The 19607-nt window shown below is 38.4% G+C and carries 13 protein-coding genes, 1 tRNA gene and 2 rRNA genes; 3 read left to right on the forward strand and 13 right to left on the reverse strand.

The features are described from left to right. The first annotated feature begins 21 nt into the window (after positions 1-21). Positions 22-498, forward strand: coding sequence for an SAM-dependent methyltransferase (locus NBX03_RS12110; protein ID WP_250230274.1), 477 nt, complete (start codon positions 22-24; stop codon positions 496-498). Between the two features lie 226 nt (positions 499-724). On the opposite strand, the gene NBX03_RS12115 is transcribed toward NBX03_RS12110, so the two are convergent. The 5 genes from NBX03_RS12115 to NBX03_RS12135 form a co-directional block, all read right to left on the reverse strand. Beyond that, complete coding sequence (locus tag NBX03_RS12115; RefSeq protein WP_250228029.1) at positions 725-1639, reverse strand: MerR family transcriptional regulator; 915 nt, start codon at positions 1637-1639, stop codon at positions 725-727. Positions 1640-1764: 125 nt separating this feature from the next. Continuing rightward, a tRNA-Asn gene (locus NBX03_RS12120) sits at positions 1765-1836 on the reverse strand. A gap of 285 nt (positions 1837-2121) precedes the next feature. Then, positions 2122-5031 (reverse strand): 23S ribosomal RNA (locus tag NBX03_RS12125). A gap of 461 nt (positions 5032-5492) precedes the next feature. Further along, positions 5493-7011 (reverse strand): 16S ribosomal RNA (locus NBX03_RS12130). The 16S and 23S rRNA genes sit together here with 1 tRNA gene alongside, the layout of an rRNA operon. A 370-nt stretch (positions 7012-7381) precedes the next feature. Then, positions 7382-9037, reverse strand: coding sequence for an EAL domain-containing protein (locus NBX03_RS12135; RefSeq protein ID WP_250228030.1), 1656 nt, complete (start codon positions 9035-9037; stop codon positions 7382-7384). A 695-nt stretch (positions 9038-9732) separates the two neighbouring features. Here NBX03_RS12135 and NBX03_RS12140 point away from each other — a divergent pair. Beyond that, on the forward strand, positions 9733-9993 hold the full coding sequence (locus NBX03_RS12140) for a helix-turn-helix domain-containing protein (protein ID WP_250228031.1): 261 nt from the start codon (positions 9733-9735) through the stop codon (positions 9991-9993). 255 nt (positions 9994-10248) lie between these two features. Here NBX03_RS12140 and NBX03_RS12145 read toward each other — a convergent pair whose 3' ends face one another. Continuing rightward, entirely contained in the window at positions 10249-10602 is a 354-nt protein-coding gene (locus NBX03_RS12145) for a DUF1292 domain-containing protein (RefSeq protein WP_250228032.1), read from the reverse strand. Positions 10603-11015: 413 nt separating this feature from the next. After that, entirely contained in the window at positions 11016-11756 is a 741-nt protein-coding gene (locus NBX03_RS12150; RefSeq protein WP_250228033.1) for an N-acetylmuramoyl-L-alanine amidase, read from the reverse strand. A 512-nt stretch (positions 11757-12268) separates the two neighbouring features. Here NBX03_RS12150 and NBX03_RS12155 point away from each other — a divergent pair. Beyond that, on the forward strand, positions 12269-12970 hold the full coding sequence (locus NBX03_RS12155) for a GNAT family N-acetyltransferase (RefSeq protein WP_250228034.1): 702 nt from the start codon (positions 12269-12271) through the stop codon (positions 12968-12970). Between the two features lie 34 nt (positions 12971-13004). Here the strand turns inward: NBX03_RS12155 and NBX03_RS12160 are convergent, their stop codons facing one another. The 6 genes from NBX03_RS12160 to recA all read right to left on the reverse strand — a co-directional run bounded on the left by NBX03_RS12160 (position 13005) and on the right by recA (position 19382). After that, positions 13005-13703 (reverse strand): SDR family oxidoreductase, encoded by a 699-nt coding sequence (locus tag NBX03_RS12160; protein ID WP_250228035.1) that lies wholly within the window; start codon positions 13701-13703, stop codon positions 13005-13007. 11 nt (positions 13704-13714) lie between these two features. Next, positions 13715-14722: an SPL family radical SAM protein gene (locus NBX03_RS12165; RefSeq protein WP_250228036.1), complete on the reverse strand. Its 1008-nt coding sequence runs from the start codon at positions 14720-14722 to the stop codon at positions 13715-13717. Continuing rightward, positions 14694-15515, reverse strand: coding sequence for a 5'-methylthioadenosine/S-adenosylhomocysteine nucleosidase family protein (locus NBX03_RS12170; RefSeq protein WP_250228037.1), 822 nt, complete (start codon positions 15513-15515; stop codon positions 14694-14696). The genes NBX03_RS12165 and NBX03_RS12170 overlap by 29 nt, the downstream gene beginning before the upstream one ends. Positions 15516-15639: 124 nt before the next feature. Beyond that, a complete protein-coding gene (locus tag NBX03_RS12175; RefSeq protein ID WP_250228038.1) occupies positions 15640-16920 on the reverse strand; it encodes a tetratricopeptide repeat protein in 1281 nt (426 codons plus the stop codon). Between the two features lie 76 nt (positions 16921-16996). Next, the gene (locus NBX03_RS12180) at positions 16997-17635 is read right to left on the reverse strand and encodes a RecX family transcriptional regulator (RefSeq protein ID WP_250228039.1); all 639 of its coding nucleotides are present in this window, start codon (positions 17633-17635) and stop codon (positions 16997-16999) included. Between the two features lie 526 nt (positions 17636-18161). Then, positions 18162-19382 carry a recombinase RecA gene (recA, locus tag NBX03_RS12185; protein ID WP_250228040.1) on the reverse strand — a complete coding sequence of 407 codons (1221 nt, stop codon included), beginning with the start codon at positions 19380-19382 and terminating at the stop codon, positions 18162-18164. Between the last annotated feature and the right edge of the window lie 225 nt (positions 19383-19607).

Genomic DNA, 19607 nt, shown 5'->3' on the forward strand with positions numbered 1-19607 from the left:
ATCATATGGAGGAATGAAATTATGCAAAAATTTAATGTCAATCCCATTGGAAAAATCAGTATAAACAAGGATGGAATGTTTATTAAACTTGAGCGGAAATATATTCCCGCCCTCAAAGCTTTAAACGGTTTTAGCCACCTCAATGTCATTTGGTGGTTTAGCGGCTTTGACAATGAAGAAACAAGAAATATCCTCGAAACACCGCAGCCATATAAAAATGCTCCAGAGGTAATGGGTATTTTTGCCACAAGGTCACCTGTCCGTCCCAATCCCATTGCCTTGACAGCGGTAGAAATTATCCATATTGACTATGAAAACGGTACTATTCAAATTGCGTATATTGATGCCAACGACAACTCGCCTGTGCTTGACATAAAACCATATACGCCAAGCCTTGATAAGGTGGAAAACCCCAGTGTACCGGAATGGTGTTGCCATTGGCCCAAGAGCTTAGAAGACTCCGCAAATTTCGATTGGGAAAATGAGTTTAATTTCTAATGCTCCTATGATACGGTGAAAATGAACAAACCTTTATAGTAAACTTAAAGTGAAACAAGAAGAAAACCGTATATTTACTTAGGCTTAAAATGTACTATCTCCTGCGAAAATTCTTATTTTTAAGCCTATAAGCAAATGAAGCATGGCGCAGCTTTTAGGCTGTGCCATGCTTCTAAACGGATACTGTTTTATGACAGACGGCCCTATACCATCCTTTTTTATTAGATTATATAAGCTTTATGGGGCATAAAAGATCAAGCTTTCGCTCTCCTTCTTCTTCCGAAATAAATGTTTCATAATCTACACATTCTTCAAGCCATTGAGCCTCCGCTTCAAATGCATATTTTTCGCTTTCCATAACCCAGTTATAAAGCAGAGCCCATTTCTCGCCTATTTCCTTTACCTTTGAAGAAATAGACGCATATAAACCGCCTTCAAAATTCTTTCTAATAAAAGGCTCCGGAATTTCAAACCCTTCGGGCACAGCAATCCATATTTCATATCCATATACCGGATTATTTTCCGTAGGACTGGGATTGTTAAAGCCAAAATGCCTGAACCCTCCCTTTTTATGAAGAGAATTTTCAAGAACAAATTTATCCACCTCCTTAGAACAATCCATCTCCGGCATTTCACTTTCAGCACAATAGGAAGCCACCGTCATTTCAGGAATTCTTACAATCCTTACATCGTTTATATTGCTCATATCCATATTCCTTTCAGAGAGCAGAATTTGAAGGGCTGCATTTTCCTTAGATAAATGATTTATTGTCTGATTTTCAAGATATAAAAACCATTGGTCAAGGCTTCTTTCCTTTTGCAAATTAAGAATCAGCCGTTCAATAATGTAAGACAAGCCGTCAAATAAATCCTTTTTTCTTCTTAATTTCATAAGATTATTTTTCATAATTTCAACAGATATATCAACATCATTGAAGGTAAACATTTTTTCAATATCCCCTATGGGAATTTCGAGCTTCCTTAGCAATGCTATCTGCTTAATGCGAATGATATTTTCATCATCATATAAGCGATATCCGCTGTCTGTTCTAAAGCTCTTAAGTATGCCTTTTTCTTCCCAATGCCTAAGGGTTCTGTTGGAAATATCAAATAATTTAGCCGTCTCTCCTATTCTAAGCATTTTACCCCTCCTCTCTCTGAAAGATATCATAATACTTTACGCCGCGTAAAGGTCAATACCTCTCGTAATTTTATCACAAAAAAAGAAGAAGCTATAGCTTCTTCTCTAAATTTTCGCATAAAAAACTCCCCGAACAGGATTCGAACCTGTGACCCTCCGGTTAACAGCCGGATGCTCTACCGCTGAGCTATCGAGGAATATTAGAAATACAAGTAGTTAGTTCTATAAATCATACACGACTCTCGTATGGTTTATAGAACGATATTTTACGAAGTAAAATTAAACTTCCTTAATAAAAACTCTTATATTTTTAAACTTTATTCAGTTTACATTTTATTCCGGCTATTGTCAATACCCTAAAAACTAAATAGAGAAAGAAGGATCTGAAACGATTGTGATGCTTAACCATAGCGTAAGCTATCTTTCGATAAGCTGTTTTCTTTAGCTTTGCATCTTTGATATATTTTCATATACCCTTTTTATTGGACAAGCCCTCGGCCTATTAGTATGAGTCCGCTCAATACGTTACCGCACTTACACTTCTCACCTATCTACCTTGTACTCTTCAAGGGGCCTTACTGCCTTTTGGCATGGGATATCTTATCTTGAGGGCGGCTTCACGCTTAGATGCCTTCAGCGTTTATCCGTTCCGAACTTGGCTACTCTGCCATGGATTTGGTATCCAACAGATACACCAGCGGTTCGTCCATCCCGGTCCTCTCGTACTAAGGACAGCTCCTCTTCAAATATCCTGCGCCTGCGACGGATAGGGACCGAACTGTCTCACGACGTTCTGAACCCAGCTCGCGTACCGCTTTAATGGGCGAACAGCCCAACCCTTGGGACCTTCTTCAGCCCCAGGATGCGATGAGCCGACATCGAGGTGCCAAACCTCCCCGTCGATGTGAACTCTTGGGGGAGATAAGCCTGTTATCCCCAGGGTAGCTTTTATCCGTTAAGCGATGGCACTCCCACTTGTTACCACCGGATCACTAAGTCCTACTTTCGTATCTGCTCGTGATGTCTCACTCGCAGTTAAGCAACCTTCTGCCTTTACACTCTTTGAATGGTTTCCAATCATTCTGAGGTTACCTTTGAGCGCCTCCGTTACTCTTTCGGAGGCGACCGCCCCAGTCAAACTGCCCGCCTAACAATGTCCCCTATCCGGTTAACGGCTTAGGGTTAGAAACCAAGTTACACAAGAGAGGTATCCCACCGGCGGCTCCACCTAGACTAGCGTCCAGGCTTCTTTGCCTCCCTCCTATCCTGTACATGTGTAACCTAATCCCAATATTAAGCTGCAGTAAAGCTCCATGGGGTCTTTCCGTCCTGTCGCAGGTTGCCAGTATCTTCACTGGCTGTTCAATTTCACCGGGTGTGTTGTCGAGACAGCGCCCAAATCGTTACGCCTTTCGTGCGGGTCAGAACTTACCTGACAAGGAATTTCGCTACCTTAGGACCGTTATAGTTACGGCCGCCGTTTACTGGGGCTTGAGTTCAAAGCTTCGGATTGCTCCTAACCTCTCCCTTTGACCTTCCAGCACCGGGCAGGCGTCAGCTCCTATACTTCACCTTGCGGTTTTGCAGAAACCTGTGTTTTTGATAAACAGTCGCTTGGGCCTCTTCTCTGTGTCCAGCTTGCGCTGGAACCCCTTCTCCCTAAGTTACGGGGTCATTTTGCCGAGTTCCTTAACAACACTTCTCCCGTCGGCCTGTGGATTTTCTCCTCGTCTACCTGTGTCGGTTTACGGTACGGGTACGCATATCGCAATAGCAGCTTTTCTCGGCAGTGTGGATTCAGAAACTTCGCTACTTTTCTTCACTCCGCTTCACACTTCAGAAACAATTAAGGGGTTTTCCTCCTAATCTATCCTTTGTGCTTGCCCGGGTATTTCCTTTCCCCGGTTTTCCTATCCTCCTGCTTCCCTGCAGTTCTGAATATACGCAGTACAGGAATCTCTACCTGTTGTCCATCGACTACGACTCTCGTCCTCGCCTTAGGTCCCGACTTACCCTGAGAAGATTAGCTTTACTCAGGAATCCTTAGACATTCGGCCTAAATGTTTCTCACATTTATCTCGCTACTCATTCCGGCATTCTCTCTTCTACTTCGTCCACGGTCCCTTTCAGTTCCGCTTCTTCCTACTGTACAATGCTCCTCTACCCCTCTACTATTTACTTGTAAATAGTAAAAGCCATAGCTTCGGCGCCGTGTTTTAGCCCCGGACATTTTCGGCGCAGGTTCTCTCGACTAGTGAGCTGTTACGCACTCTTTGAATGTATGGCTGCTTCTAAGCCAACATCCTAGTTGTCTTTGAAATCCCACATCCTTTTCCACTTAACACGGACTTGGGGGCCTTAGCTGTTGGTCTGGGCTCTTTCCCTTTTGACTATGAAACTTATCTCACATAGTCTGACTCCTATACATCATCTTTATGGCATTCTTAGTTTGATTTGGGTTGGTAACCTTTTAGGGCCCCGCGCCAGTTCAGTGCTTTACCTCCACAAGACTTGTATAAGGCTAGCCCTAAAGCTATTTCGAGGAGAACCAGCTATCTCCGGGTTCGTTTGGAATTTCTCCGCTATCCACAGTTCATCGCCACCTTTTTCAACAGATGTGCGTTCGGTCCTCCATTACCTTTTACGGTAACTTCAACCTGACCATGGATAGGTCACCCGGTTTCGGGTCTACTTCATAAAACTAGACGCCCTATTCAGACTTGGTTTCCCTTCGGCTTCGTACCTTCTTAGTACTTAACCTCGCTTTATGAATGTAACTCGCCGGACCGTTCTACAAAAAGTACACGGTCGTTCTCACTTCCGTTGTTTGTAAACAAAGGGTTTCAGGTTCTCTTTCACTCCCCTCCCGGGGTTCTTTTCACCTTTCCTTCACAGTACTATACTCTATCGGTCACCAGTTAGTATTTAGGCTTGGGGGGTGGTCCCCCCGGCTTCAAACAGGGTTTCTCGTGTCCCGTTCTACTCTGGATTCTGCTGTCTTTGCTTAAGTTTCGCTTACGGGGCCTTCACCCTCTTCGGCCGGCTTTCCCAAAACCGTTCAGCTACCCTCGCAAAATAACGTTTGCAGTCCGCAACCCCGAGCATGCAAGCATGCTTGGTTTGGCCTCTTGCGATTTCGCTCGCCACTACTTTCGCAATCACTTTTGTTTTCTTTTCCTGTCGCTACTTAGATGTTTCAGTTCACGACGTTTCCCTCCCGCACACTATGAATTCATGTACGGGTGACAGAGCTTTTCTCTGCCGGGTTTCCCCATTCGGACATCTGCGGGTCACAGGCTGTGTGCGCCTCACCGCAGCTTTTCGCAGCTTGCCACGTCCTTCGTCGGCTTCTGGTGCCAAGGCATTCTCCCTTTGCTCTTTTTAGCTTGACCTTTGTGTCGTGTAAATCGAAGATTTACACGAATTTACTGAAGGTTTTAAAACTCTTCATTTATTCTCTTCAGTAAACCATTTATTTTTCTCGATAAGTAATAATTTACCTATCAAGAGACCATTTCAGACCTAACATTTTCTTTTTTCGTCATGCTTTAATCTTCATTCGAATGTAAGCTTCTTGTAAAGCCTCCATCCTCCTGCTTCTCTTAAGCACTCCGATGAAATTGTTTTTCTTCTTCTCTCTATTCAGTTTTCAAGGTACTGTAACCATACATGCTTCTCGTATGATTTCATTGAATATTCATTTACATGAACACTCAAAACTAAATAATAAGTACTCAAACCCTTCAGACAGTTTTGTTTCACAAAACTATCTCCTCAGCATTTTGCTTCACAAAATCATTAAACTTCGTTTAATGACCCAAATTCTTTTGGGTGCTACCCTACTTTTCCTTAGAAAGGAGGTGATCCAGCCGCACCTTCCGATACGGCTACCTTGTTACGACTTCACCCCAGTCACTGGTCTCGCCTTAGGCTGCTCCTTCCTTTCGGTTAGGTCACAGACGTTGGGCGCTACCAACTCCCATGGTGTGACGGGCGGTGTGTACAAGGCCCGGGAACGTATTCACCGCAACATGCTGATTTGCGATTACTAGCGATTCCAGCTTCATGTAGTCGAGTTGCAGACTACAATCCGAACTGTGGCAGCTTTTTTGAGCTTTGCTCCAGGTCACCCCTTCGCTTCTCTCTGTACCTGCCATTGTAGCACGTGTGTAGCCCAAGACATAAGGGGCATGATGATTTGACGTCATCCCCACCTTCCTCCGTGTTATCCACGGCAGTCTTTCTAGTGTGCCCGGCACTACCCGCTGGCTACTAAAAATAAGGGTTGCGCTCGTTGCGGGACTTAACCCAACATCTCACGACACGAGCTGACGACAACCATGCACCACCTGTATCCATTGTCCGTAGAACGGTGCATCTCTGCACCCATCAATGGTATGTCAAGCCTTGGTAAGGTTCTTCGCGTTGCTTCGAATTAAACCACATGCTCCACCGCTTGTGCGGGCCCCCGTCAATTCCTTTGAGTTTCAACCTTGCGGCCGTACTCCCCAGGTGGAGTGCTTATTGCGTTTGCTGCGGCACCGAGGATCTCTCCCCCACACCTAGCACTCATCGTTTACAGCGTGGACTACCAGGGTATCTAATCCTGTTCGCTACCCACGCTTTCGTGCCTCAGCGTCAGTTTCAGTCCAGTAAGTCGCCTTCGCCACTGGTGTTCCTCCTAATATCTACGCATTTCACCGCTACACTAGGAATTCCACTTACCTCTCCTGTACTCTAGATTAACAGTTCCTTATGCAATCTCAAAGTTAAGCCCTGAGTTTTCACATATGGCTTACTAATCCGCCTACTCACCCTTTACACCCAGTAATTCCGGATAACGCTTGCCCCCTACGTATTACCGCGGCTGCTGGCACGTAGTTAGCCGGGGCTTCTTACTTGGGTACCGTCATTTTTTTCTTCCCCATCGATAGAAGTTTACGATCCGAAAACCTTCTTCCTTCACGCGGCGTTGCTGCATCAGGGTTTCCCCCATTGTGCAATATTCCCCACTGCTGCCTCCCGTAGGAGTTTGGGCCGTGTCTCAGTCCCAATGTGGCCGGTCACCCTCTCAGGCCGGCTACTGATCATTGCCTTGGTAGGCTCTTACCCCACCAACTAGCTAATCAGACGCGGGCTCCTCCTGTACCGATAAATCTTTCCTCTATTCACCATGCAGTAAATAGTTATTATGCGGTATTAGCCATGATTTCTCACAGTTATTCCCCTGTACAGGGCAGATTACCCACGCGTTACTCACCCGTCCGCCACTCCAAGTAGATAGTGCAAGCACTATTTACTCAGCGTTCGACTTGCATGTGTTAGGCACGCCGCCAGCGTTCATCCTGAGCCAGGATCAAACTCTCTATTTAATCCTTGTCCACTCTTGTCTAAAAGCAAGCTTTTAGACTGTCAAACGGATATTTCATATCCTTTTTGACTATCTGGCATTTTTTATCTCGTATTACTTTTCTTCGTTAGCCTTAAAGCTCTCAAAGTTTATTTCTTTTCGGGTTGGTTCTTTCCTTATTATTCAGTTTTCAATGTTCTGGTTTTTGCTTCTCGTGCTTGTTTTCCTGCGCTGTCCTCTCTCGGACGCAAAATCTAGTTTACCACAGCATCCCCTTTATGTCAACATCTTTTTTAAATTATTTTTCGCTTTTTTTATTTCCCTTAATTTATTAAGGCCGGAAAGCTTTCCGGCCTTAGGCAATACTTTATTTTATATGGTTCTACGGTCTATCAATGATGTCTGAAATTATAGATATTTCTATCCATTTCCTCGTGTGAAAGAGGTCTGCTGTAAAAATAGCCCTGGAGATAATCAACCCCGTATCGAACTAATAATTCTTTCTGGCTGTTTCTTTCTACTCCTTCGGCTATTATCCTTTTATCCGTAAAGTGTGCCATATCTACTATAGTTTTCAAAAGATACTGCAGATATGAATCGCTTTCAATATTATCTATAAATGATTTTTCTGTTTTTAGTATCTTTGCAGGAAGCTTGGCCAAATTATTAAATGAACTATATCCCGTTCCAAAGTCATCAAGAGATATTTTTATTCCTTTATCGCTAAGTATACTTAAATATTTCAAATTAGAACCGGAAAAATCAAACTTATTGCTTTCCGTTATTTCAAGATTCAGCTTTTCAGGCGGAAAGTCATATCGCTCCAAAGCGTCAAGAAGATTATTGACATAACTGTCGTCTAATATCTGAGCAGGGGACATATTCACATCAAGGAAGAACTCGGCTTTGTCAAGGCTCCATTTTTTGCAGGCTTTAAGCGCCTGCTCCATAACCCAGTTATCCAATATATCTATAAGGTCCAGCTGTTCAAGATAAGATATAAAAACCTGCGGCGAAACCCATCCAATTTCAGGGGAATGCCATCTGCAAAGAGACTCCATACCTTCCCAAATTTCTGTTCTGGCGTTTATTACCGGCTGATAATAAACAGAAAAACCTTTCATGTCCTGCTGTACACAGCTTATAAGGCTTTGCCGAAGCAGAAAAGAATCCTTTATCTGCTTATCCATATTAGAATCATAGGAAATAAGCTTTTTTGATTTTTGAGAAGCCTGAAGAGTTCTGTAAAGAAGGTTCCGAATGTCCTTTGTTATATATCTTCCGAAAACAAGCCCAACCGATATGGTGCAAAAAAGCGGCAGCGAATTAAGCTGTGTTTTGGATTTCCAAGGCTCTTTAAACCGTTCTATTATTTCATTGGCTCTGTTTCTTGCTTCCTGATATGTAACATTTCTTACGAGTACGCAGAAATCTCCGTCACCGATACGATAAAGCTGAAATTCTGTATGAGCAGTATCTATCATCCATTCCTTTATTTGTATTAAAAGATATTCTACCGTTTCCCAGCCGTATAAATCTGCAAGAGAGTTATAATTATTTATTTTAAAATTAATGATAGCTGTATTTTCATAAGAGCCAAGCTCTTCTATGTCCTTTTCAAGCTTTATGCCGTTTGGTATATCCAAATGCATGTCATAATATGTAAGGCGCTGATACTGAAGCTCCGACTTTCCTATATCACTTATATCCATCATAGATACGCATATATATTCTTTTCCGTCAAAGGTTTTAAATCTCTTGGTTGATATTTTCCCCCAGACGCCTCTTTCACCCCAGTAATAAAGCTGGGTAATTTCTTTTTCTCCGTGATGCTTTTTTATAATAAGGTTTAATACCCTTTTAAACTCTCCGTAAAATACCTCGTCAATAGTTTTTCCGGCTATCTCTTCTAAATTTATTTTTAAATCTTTTGTAAGCTTATCATTTGCTATTACGATCTTATTGTCATTCTCGTCAATTACAATTACCGAAACATCAATACAGTCCGCAACTTTTTGTTTTATTTCGTTTTTGTACTCAAGTTCCACATTAAGTCCTCCCTGTTAAAAACAGCAGAAACAAATGATATGCCGTAGTTTTGCGAAATTAAGTAAGCCTATGCAAAATTAAAGATAAAAACCCTGTAATAATATTTGTCTAAACAAGAAAAACTAAATATTACATTCACATCAAAAAACAGAAGATTCCTCTGTCTTTTACTATAATATTATATCAAGCCGGTTTTTGCTTTGACAAAAGAGCTTTTTAAGGGCTTTTTGCTTTTAAATACTTGACTTTTAACAATGATTCCTATTAAATACAAGGCTCTATATTTGTATTGCGAGGTCTTCATTTTTGATTATAGATGTTTTTCTTTCATGTGTACAGTATATTTAGTTTTTTATATAATTTGGTTTTCTTAGTAAAACCCTATATTTTTTATGTTATTTCATAAGTATTACTTTTCTGCTGGAAGCTTAGACTGCATTTTAATTCATCCACGAATCAGAAAGCTTATAAAGTAGAATTATTTTCCGTTATATAGCAGATTTTCACTTGTAAAAAATTAGCGTTTTTCATCATTTTATATAACCCATATTCGGGTATATAAGGATATGATAACAAAGAATAATCATAACGTCAACCCGAATATGGGTAATTTCTTATAGGCGAATTGTTATCATTAATATAAACCTGAACAAGTCTTAGCACGGGTAATACTTATGATAATGAGGTTGATAAAATGCAATATTCCGAAATAATTGTAATGAGAATCACCACCTTATGCAAGCAGCGGGGCATCGCCTATAATAAGCTTGCATCTATGAGCGGGCTTAACCAGTCCACAATTGACAATATCGTAAGGGGTCTTACTAAAGATCCGCGCATAAAAACCCTGCACCATATAGCCATTGCTTTTAATATGACCTTAGCCGAATTCCTCGATTTTAAAGAGCTTAACGAAGTCTCCTTTGATGATGAAGGTGATACAGCCGCAAACTAACTCTTATATTTTTTCATAAGCTGTTGCTTTGATTTTATGATTCTCTATAGCTTTGAACTTTGTTAAAATTCAGGAGACCCCATTTTTAAAAGGTTTGCAAATCCTTCTGTAAATTTGCTTTACCCAATTTATACAGAAATTTAGTGCCTAAAATCGCAGGGTAAGTTTACAATATTGCATTATACTTCTGCTGGATATAAAAACAAAAAGGGCATCGAATTTCTTCAATGCCCTTTCCTCTTTTACAAGATAAAATTATTCTTCGTCTTCCTCAATATCTTCTTCATCGTACTCTTCATCTTCGTCTTCTTCCACTCCGTCAAAAAGCTCAAAGAACGCCGCAGAAACCTCTTCAAACTCAGCCTCGTCTTCTATCGTGTTCAGCTGAAGCTCTCCATCTAAATCCTCAAAATTATAGATAAGTACATCTTCATCATCAACAGGAAGAAGAGCAATATAGTTTTTCTCGTTTAAGTCAAAAGTTCCTATTACTTCACATTCGATTTCGCTGTCGTCTTCAAGCGTAAGCTTTACCGTATCATGCTCATGGCAACCGCATTCACAGTCATGATCATGGTTGTGGTCATGGTCGTGGTTATTATTCTCCATCTTTGTTCTCCTTAAGTATATTGAATTTTTACTTCTAAATCATTATAGCATAGCTGAGATGTAAATTCATACACTTTACTCAGTAAAATTAAATTCTTTTTTCTATCTATTATGCAAAAAAATCTAAAAGTTATACATATTTTAATATGCCGCTATTTTTTCTTAAAATTATAATATAGCTAAATTCAAAAGAAATAATAGCATTGTCAATTTGCTTTTTCTTATTTTATACCCTCTAAAACTGAATTATTACAGTGGTATAAAAGCAAATTAAATATAAAACAAAAGCAAAATAGCTGCAAAGTTCCATTCTTCATAATTCAAAAACACGGCTTTCTTTCAGAAATGGTACACTTTGGAATTATTTCGAATATAGTTTTTTGCAGCATTTATTTATTTCACCATATTACAATCTAATTTACTTCATGGCTTGGTGCATTAAAATAATCAACTACGCCCATATAAATTGACCATGCTATTTTTTCAATATAATCATCCTGAGTAAGAAGCGCTCTTTCGGAAGGATTTGATAAAAATCCGCATTCGACTATTACGGCAGGTATCGCCGTCTGTTTAAGGATGTAGTAATTATCATTTGCCTTTGCAAGCCTGTTGCCTTCCTGGCTTAAAAAGGTTCTCATACTGCCTTGGATTTTCTCTGCCAGAACTTTGCTTTTTTCCGATGTTTTATAATAAAATACCTGAGAACCTTTCACCTTTGATGAAGGAAAGGAATTCTGATGTATGCTTATAATAACGTCTGCACCCATATTATCTGCTATATCTTTTCTATTATCCATATCCTCTCTTTTTTTGCTTCCCAAGGCCTCATCGGAGGCTCTGGTAAGCAAAACATAGCAATCCCCTTGCTGTAAGTACTGCTGAAGCTTTAAGGCAATTTTTAAGTTTATGTCCTTTTCATAAATATCGTTTTCAGAAACCTTCCCCGGGTCCCAGCCCCCATGCCCTGCATCAATGACTACAATCTTTTTTGAAAGGGGCATGGCAAAAACACTTTGAACCTCCTCGTCTGCCGGAAAAGAAGTAATAATTCCTGAAATTAAAATTGCTATATACACAAATATCAATATCCTGTTTTTTATTTTAGCCGATTCTTCCCTATTTGCCGGCCTTTTAAGGTTTTTTCGTCTCATAAGCCCCTCCGAATAAAAAATTATATATAGTAAATTTTATATAAAGAAGTAGCAAAAGCCTATTCCCATCAGGCCCAAAAACACGGATTTCCTTCGGAAACAGTACATTTTTGATCCTGTGCGAATATACGGCTTTACTACTGTTTAACTTTAAATTTACTATAAATCACCGGCAGGATTTATTTTCTTCATCATAAAATAAGAGCACTTTAAAAAAGTCCCTTGTCAATTTACTTTATTTCGGGGTATAGAGTCGCTATAAAAGTAAATTAACGATACAAGAGAATAAATTTGCCATATATAATAATATGAGGGTTTTATTCTTTATATGAAATTTATGCCTTCCAATTAAGTATCTATGGTTAACAAAATTGAAACCCTGTTTATTAGCCCTAAGAAGATGCCCGCTAAAAATTTTTACAAGCTTGTGCCTTTATCATTTTTCAAGTTGATTTCTATATGCTATACTGTATACGGCATTAACAATTTTTATTCTAAAGAGGAGATTTACAGTGGAAAAAGAAAAAATACTCAATTATCTTTCAAAAAATCCGCTGCTGTACATAGGTATCATTGAGGTTATAAAAAGAAATACAGCAGAAATCATAGAATTTAGCAAAGACGGGCTTTTAATTCTTGAAAAAGAGAGCATGGCCTATATGATGGTTTCAGAAAGCCCCCAAAGCGCAAAGAATTTAATTAAGAACATAGAAAAGCCGCTGTTATTTGCAGCATATGAAGATTATGTTCCTGAAATTATAGAGCATATTTTTAGTATAAGCCCCAGTCGTACCTGCCTTCAGGCGGCATATTTTAAGGATGCCCCTCCTTCTTGGGAAAAGGACATTGATATCAGAAATATTGACGAAAGCTGTTTGGATTTTATAAGCGCTCATTATAACGACGGAGAGAACAGCAAAGAATACGTAAAAAGCAGACTTGCTTCCGGAGCTGTATACGGGGCCTTTATAGATAATCATATTGCAGGATTTATTGGAACCCATGAAGAAGGTGCCATAGGAATGCTGGATATTTTAAAAGAATACAGAAGAATGGGGATAGGGCAAAAGCTTCTGGGATTTATGACAGATAAATTTCTTAGCGAAAAGAAAATCCCCTTTTCTCAAATAATGGTAGGAAACGAAGCTTCTTACCAGCTTCATAAAAAACTTGATTATGAAATTTCCAAGGAATCCATGATATGGTTTGAATAATACTAAAAAGAGCCCTATAAATATAGGGATCTTTTTATGAGTTTTTAGGTTTTCTTTCAATTTTATTATATTGGGGCCTTATAGTAATATCCGTTATCAAAGCGTGATCTTTATTGTCTATAATAAAGCCTGTGATTTCTCCTATTTTTTCCGCCTGCAAATACATACCTTCTTCTTTTGCCGGGGTAAAATCAGAATAATGGTAAAAATCCGTCATAGTCATATCAGGGCTTATATTTATTACCTGAACGCCGTATTTTCTTACTTCTTCAAAAAGGGAATTGGAAAAATGAATAAGCCCTGCTTTTGCGGCACCGTATGCCGCTCCTCTGGGAGCGTCCTTTATGCCTGAAACAGAGGAGATATTGATGATGGTTCCTTTATTTCTTTTTAAATTTCTTAAAAGCATATTGGTCATAATCATCGGTGCTTCCAGATTTACACTGACCATCTCATGAATTTCCAAAGGGCTTAAATGCTCATGCAAATCAAAATAGCCTACCCCTGCATTATTTATAAGAAGGCTTATTTCATATTCCTTATCTATTTCCTTGATTTTATTTGAAAGCGCTTTATAGTCTTTTAAATCAATCTCAATGAAATGAAAGCTTCCTTCTATATCCGCATGGAAGCTTCTGCCGATTCCTAAGACCGTATATCCTCTTTTTAAAAACGCCTTGGCTATTTCTTTTCCTATGCCTTTTGTGGCTCCTGTAATGATTGCTGTTTCCATTTTATCTCCTCTTATATAAAAATCCTCTTTTTATCCACATAGAAAGACACAAGATGATATACATAATCTATCATTTCCCCGGCAATTTTCTCTTTAAAGCTTGAAACTTTGTCACAAGTTTCATAGGGGTAATAAAGCACCAAGGAATCCGGCCTTTCTTTACGCATCTTCTTTAAATAATCTTTTGAGGTTCTAAAAACCCCGATGCTTACGTCGAATATACGCTTTCCGTCTATAGTTTCAAAAACATGTTTTATAAAATCCCCGTAAATATCTTCAAAGCTTTCAGTGTATAAAAGAGGATCGAAGCAAAGCCTTACGGGAAAGCCTGCATCTAAGGCCATATTTATATTTTTAAGCCTTAAATCAAGACAAGGCGTACCATGCTCAAAGTTTTGAATAATGGATTTTGGCGAAAGTGTCCAGGCAAATATAATATTATCCGAAGGCGCTTTATTTTTCAAGTAAGAAAAGTCTGCGCTTTTCGTTCTGATTTCTATTTTCAAAGAAGGGTTTTGCCTGGCAAATTCCATCCATTTTTCAGTAAGGGAAACTATTTTTTCAAAGCCCAATATATCCGTATCATAAGATATACATAAATATAGGGGCCCTTCCTGCAAAAGCTTTTTCACCTCATTAAAATAATCCTCGTAATTGACAAAGACAACACAGTTTGCCGATGAATACATTCCCTGAAGGTAACAGTATTCACAGTCATAAAAGCAGTTCATAATATTTGAAGTATAGAAAAAGCGGCTGTTTCCAAAATCCTCGCACATAGGGGAGCCTTTATAAATCAGCTGATTTTCCTTTTTTGCTATAATAAGCTTGGGGCTTTTCTTCTGGGCTGAAAAGCTTTGCCTGCTTCTTGAAAAAATATCCTTATAATGCTTTATTTCTATTATCTTTGAATTTGGGAGCCTTTTTAATATTTCCTCAGTAACAGGGCTTGAAAGAACCTCTTTTTCAATATAAATATGGGAAAAATAATTATTTAACAATCTTTTCTCTGATTTCATTAAATATTTTCTTCCCCTCTCTTTTTTCACCTAATTTTTCACCTCTATAGGCTTTAAGCATGTCCATAGGCTCATATCCCTTAAGCCTATAAAAAGTCATAAGGGACAGAAGCTCGTTTTTCATGGTTTCCGTAAAGCCCATAGAATCGGAAAATTCAATGATTTCATTCAGCTCTTCTTTTGTAAATATTTCTTTTGGGGATAGGTTGGCGTTTGCGAGTGTCTCTAGCCATTGAGATATTTTGTCTATATTTTTTGAAACAATATTTTCTATAAAATCCCCTTTAATAATGGATTTATCCCCGTAATCAGAAACTATTTTAATAAAGGATATTTGATGCTCATGAAAAAAAAGCTTTGCCGTCTGATATAATGCCGCCGCCTCCATATCAAAAAGAGGCTCCGTAACTTCTTTGGCATCGTAAACCATATGAGCAAAGCTTTCAATGCCTTCTTCGTTAAAAGGGCTTTTCAAAAGCATATCTATGTAAAACACTCTTCCTGAATAATTTTCATATATTTTATTGCACAAAAAGGGCGTACCTAAAGGTATTTCCTTGATTTTAGAACCGCATACCCCTATGTTCACAAAAAAATCTTCTTTATTTACCCCTGATGAAAGCAAAAAGCTTAAGCTTGCGGCAGCTTTAATCGGTCCTGTTCCTGTGATTATAAGCTTAATCCTATTGCCTTCAAAAACCTCAAAGCCTTTTATCTTCGTATTCTTTTTTAAGCCAAAAGCCTTTATGAGCGGGGCCGCCTCCCAGTAAAGGGAAGAAGAAATATAAATCATAAAATCATATCCCTATCATCAAAGTTTAAATTTATCCTTCGTAAATTCATTTTTATTTGATTTCAAGTTGATTTTTCAATATCTGCCGAAGTGTATAAACGTCATTTACTATATGGTTTAAATGCTATTCAACCATATTATCATCTATGGATTTATAAATCTCATGGAGAAGCTTCTCCAGAGACTCAATATCATAATTAAGAAAGGGCTCCATGTCAAAATTGAAATCCACCCTGTCCGTATGAAGGTATATCTTTGCAAGAGAGGTCATATCCTCACTGAATAAATACTCATTATCCTCCAGAAGACTCATGATAGAGGAGGTCATTTCTATGGTTTTGGTAAATTGCCTGTCTTCAAAGTAAAAAGAGCTTAAAAGTATGAAATCTTTAATATAGCCCACATTATTTTCACCTATGAGCCCTCTTTTTATATTAAGAGCTTCAGAAGTATAAAAAATTGCTTTTTTAAAATTCTTGCGGTTTTTATATAAAAGGGCTATGGAAACCATAACGTTGGCAACATAAATATGGTTTCTGCCGATGCTTTTTTCAGCCAAAGCCAAAAGGCGTATTTTAGCGTTTATGGCTTCGTCAATATTACCCTGTATCCTATGAATTTCAGAGATTTCGTTCATACACATGACGCAATAAGGGTGCGCACTATCTATAACCTCGGCACTGATATCCATGAATATTTGAAAGCAGTCTAAAGCATTGCTGTATTGCTGGGTTTTTATATTAAACATTCCCAGATAGTAGAGATTGCTTAAATATTCGTGGGATGCCTTGCCTTCAATATTTTTAATAAGAAGAAGGGCCCTGCTTAAATATTGGATAGCGCCTTCGTTATTGCCTACGGCTTCATACACATAGGCTATGGAATTTAGATTATCGGCATAATCTTTATCTTTTTCGCTTCTAAGGCTCAAGGCTTTTTTAAGCTGCCGAAGGGCATTTTCATAATCGCCGCTATCAAAAAGGGCATTTCCTAAGTTATAGATGGCGTCTATTCCTTGTCTGCTGTTTTCTCCGTAAAGCCTTAAAGATATTTCGTAAACGTCTCTGTAAAGCTTCAAAGCCTCGTTATAGACCATTTTTCTGCTGAATACCGTCGCCATATTATTGGCCCGCAAAGCATAATCCGCATTTTTTCCCTTTAGTCTTTTTACAATAGTCATAGATTCCATATAAAGTCTTATGGCTCTGCTAAGATCCCCTGCTTCGTCGTAAACATAAGCAATGGCGAAAAGATCGTCTGCATACCGCATGGATTTACTCATATTGTTCTGCTTGTATTTATATATAATATAATCTCCTACGCTCATGGCATCGTATAAATTATTTTCCTCCACAAGCTTATGAAAGCGCTTTCTGAGTTTTGAAATTTCATCGTAAATATCCACAAAAAGCCCTCCTTTTTACATCTACGAAAATGAAACTTAAGCTATGGTACTCATACAAATTATGTTTGTGCAGTTTTTACTCATCTTCCGGATATTCGTCATATCCTTCAAAATATAAAGAAAAGCCCTGATTGATATCGTTATAGGAAAACCCTTTTCTTACAAGATAATTATACACTTTTTGCTTATCTTTTTCATCATAATCATCTCTTGAAAGCTTTTTTGATATGGTTTTTATGATATTATCCAAAGGCATATAGTCTGCTTCGCTGAAGGCTTCGTCAATAATTTCTCCTGATATTCCCTTTAGCTTTAAATCGTATTTTATTTTATACGCCCCTTGATATTTATATTTTGTTTTATCGGAAATATACTTTCTGGCATAATTTAAATCATTTATATAATCATATCTTTGAAGAAGCTCTATTACTTTATCTATTATATTCTCAGGATAATCATAAGTAGATAGCTTATTACGCATTTCTTTTTCCGTTCTTGGGCCATAGCCTAAATATCTTGCGGCTCTCCCTTTGGCCTCTTGATAAATTACATTTTCAAGTATATTATCATATTCTTTTTCAGAAATATCCATGTCTTCTTTAAGCCTGTAAAAGAGAACATCCTCTCCGCTCATGCCAAACTTAAACTTTCCGTCGATAAAGATAGAATATCTTTTGTTGTTCTTTTTCTGCCGTTCTATTTTTGTTATGGTCATAAAATCACCTTTTAAAAAGCCTAATAAAATATATACTTATGAAACTTGAAAAAAGCCTCTTTGTTTTAAGTTTCATAAGTTTAACTTCGGTCTATAGTAAATAAACTTAATCTTTTTCAAGCTTATTTACTGTACTTGAATTCATATAAAATAGCAGCATAATCAATTTACTTTTCTCTTATTATATATTCTTTATAATCTACTGCCTGCAGCGGTATAAAAGCAAATTGACTATCTATCCTATAGCCATTTTACTTACACATTTTCTTTCTGAAAATATATTCATAGCTAAAACTAAACTTCATTTGGTTTTAGTTATATTATAGAAATAGCCGGATTATCCGGCTATTTTGTACTATATTAAATTATTCACTCTTTATAAGAAATTTGCTTTTCGCTTATTATCTAAATAGGTTTAAGGAAAACTTACTAAATTTAAAACTTAAAAGATAATTTTCAATTTTTATAAGCATATCCTCCAAAGCCAGATGCTTACAGCAGTATAAAAGCAAATACACAATCTGTCTTACTCATCATCAGATAAATCAAGCTCCGGCATTTCTTCATCGTCTGCATACATGAGTTCTTCTTCAAAGACGAGATCTTCTGAGAAAGCCTCGTCTTCTTTTGCTTTAGTATTTTTTTTGCCTTTTCCTTTAGGTTCGTCAGGCTTTTCCGTATTATCTTCTTCGCCGTTTTCTTCATCGGGAAGAACAGGAAGAGCATAATGCTCTCTTACGGCGTTTTCTATTTCTCTTCTTTCATGCGGGTGCTCTTTTAAGAAGTTTTTCGCCGTTTCACGGCCTTGGCCTATTTTAGCATCTTTATAAGAATACCATGAGCCGCTTTTTACAACGATGCCAAGGTCCGCCCCAAGGTCAAGAATATCGCCTTCTGTTGAAATACCCTGTCCGTACATGATATCAAACTCGCAAACCTTAAAGGGGGGAGCAAGCTTATTCTTTGCCACTTTAACTTTTGTTCTGTTACCGATAAAGTCATTCCCCTGTTTGATAGTTTCTGCCCTTCTTATATCTATTCTTACAGAAGCATAGAATTTAAGGGCCCTTCCGCCTGTGGTCGTCTCATTGCTGCCATAGGTTACGCCTATTTTTTCTCTCAGCTGGTTAATGAAAATAACGGTACAATTGGTTTTACTGGTAACAGCCGTAAGCTTTCTTAAAGCCTGGCTCATAAGCCTTGCCTGAAGACCCATATGGCTATCTCCCATATCTCCTTCTATTTCTGCTCTCGGAACAAGGGCCGCAACAGAGTCAATAACGATAATGTCAATGGCACCTGAACGAACCATGGATTCTGCTATTTCAAGAGCCTGCTCTCCGTCATCAGGCTGGGATATGTACATTTCGTCAATATCTACGCCAAGCTTTTTGGCGTAAACCGGATCAAGCGCATGCTCCGCGTCTACGTAAGCCGCTATTCCTCCGGCCTTTTGAACCTGAGCAACAATATGAAGGGCGACGGTGGTTTTACCTGATGATTCAGGGCCGTAAATTTCTACGATTCTCCCCTTGGGTATTCCGCCTATGCCTAAAGCTATGTCAAGGCTCAAGGAGCCTGTAGGAATAACGGGAACATCTACCGCCGTCTTTTGGCCGAATTTCATCACAGAACCTTTTCCAAAGTTTTTTTCCAATTGGCTGATGGCGTTTTCAAGGGCTTTCATCTTTTCGCTCTCTGACTGAGCATCATAATTTATTTCAGGTCTCCTTTTATCTTTGGCCATTATATCCTCCTAATTTATAATTCCTTTTCTATGGATACACTCTGTTTTAATTATATTTCTTATATTAAAAAATCACAAGTTAAATTATTTTTTACACGACTACGGCTTACAGTGAAACAAATGAATTACAGCAACGAAAAGCATGTACTTTAAATGGCTTCAATAATAGCGCTTTCATCTATTTAAGCTGTTTATAAAAATAGATTTTTGTTACTGCCTTGATTT

The organism is Anaeropeptidivorans aminofermentans (genome assembly GCF_940670685.1).
Taxonomy (GTDB): Bacteria; Bacillota; Clostridia; order Lachnospirales; family UBA5962; genus Anaeropeptidivorans; species Anaeropeptidivorans aminofermentans.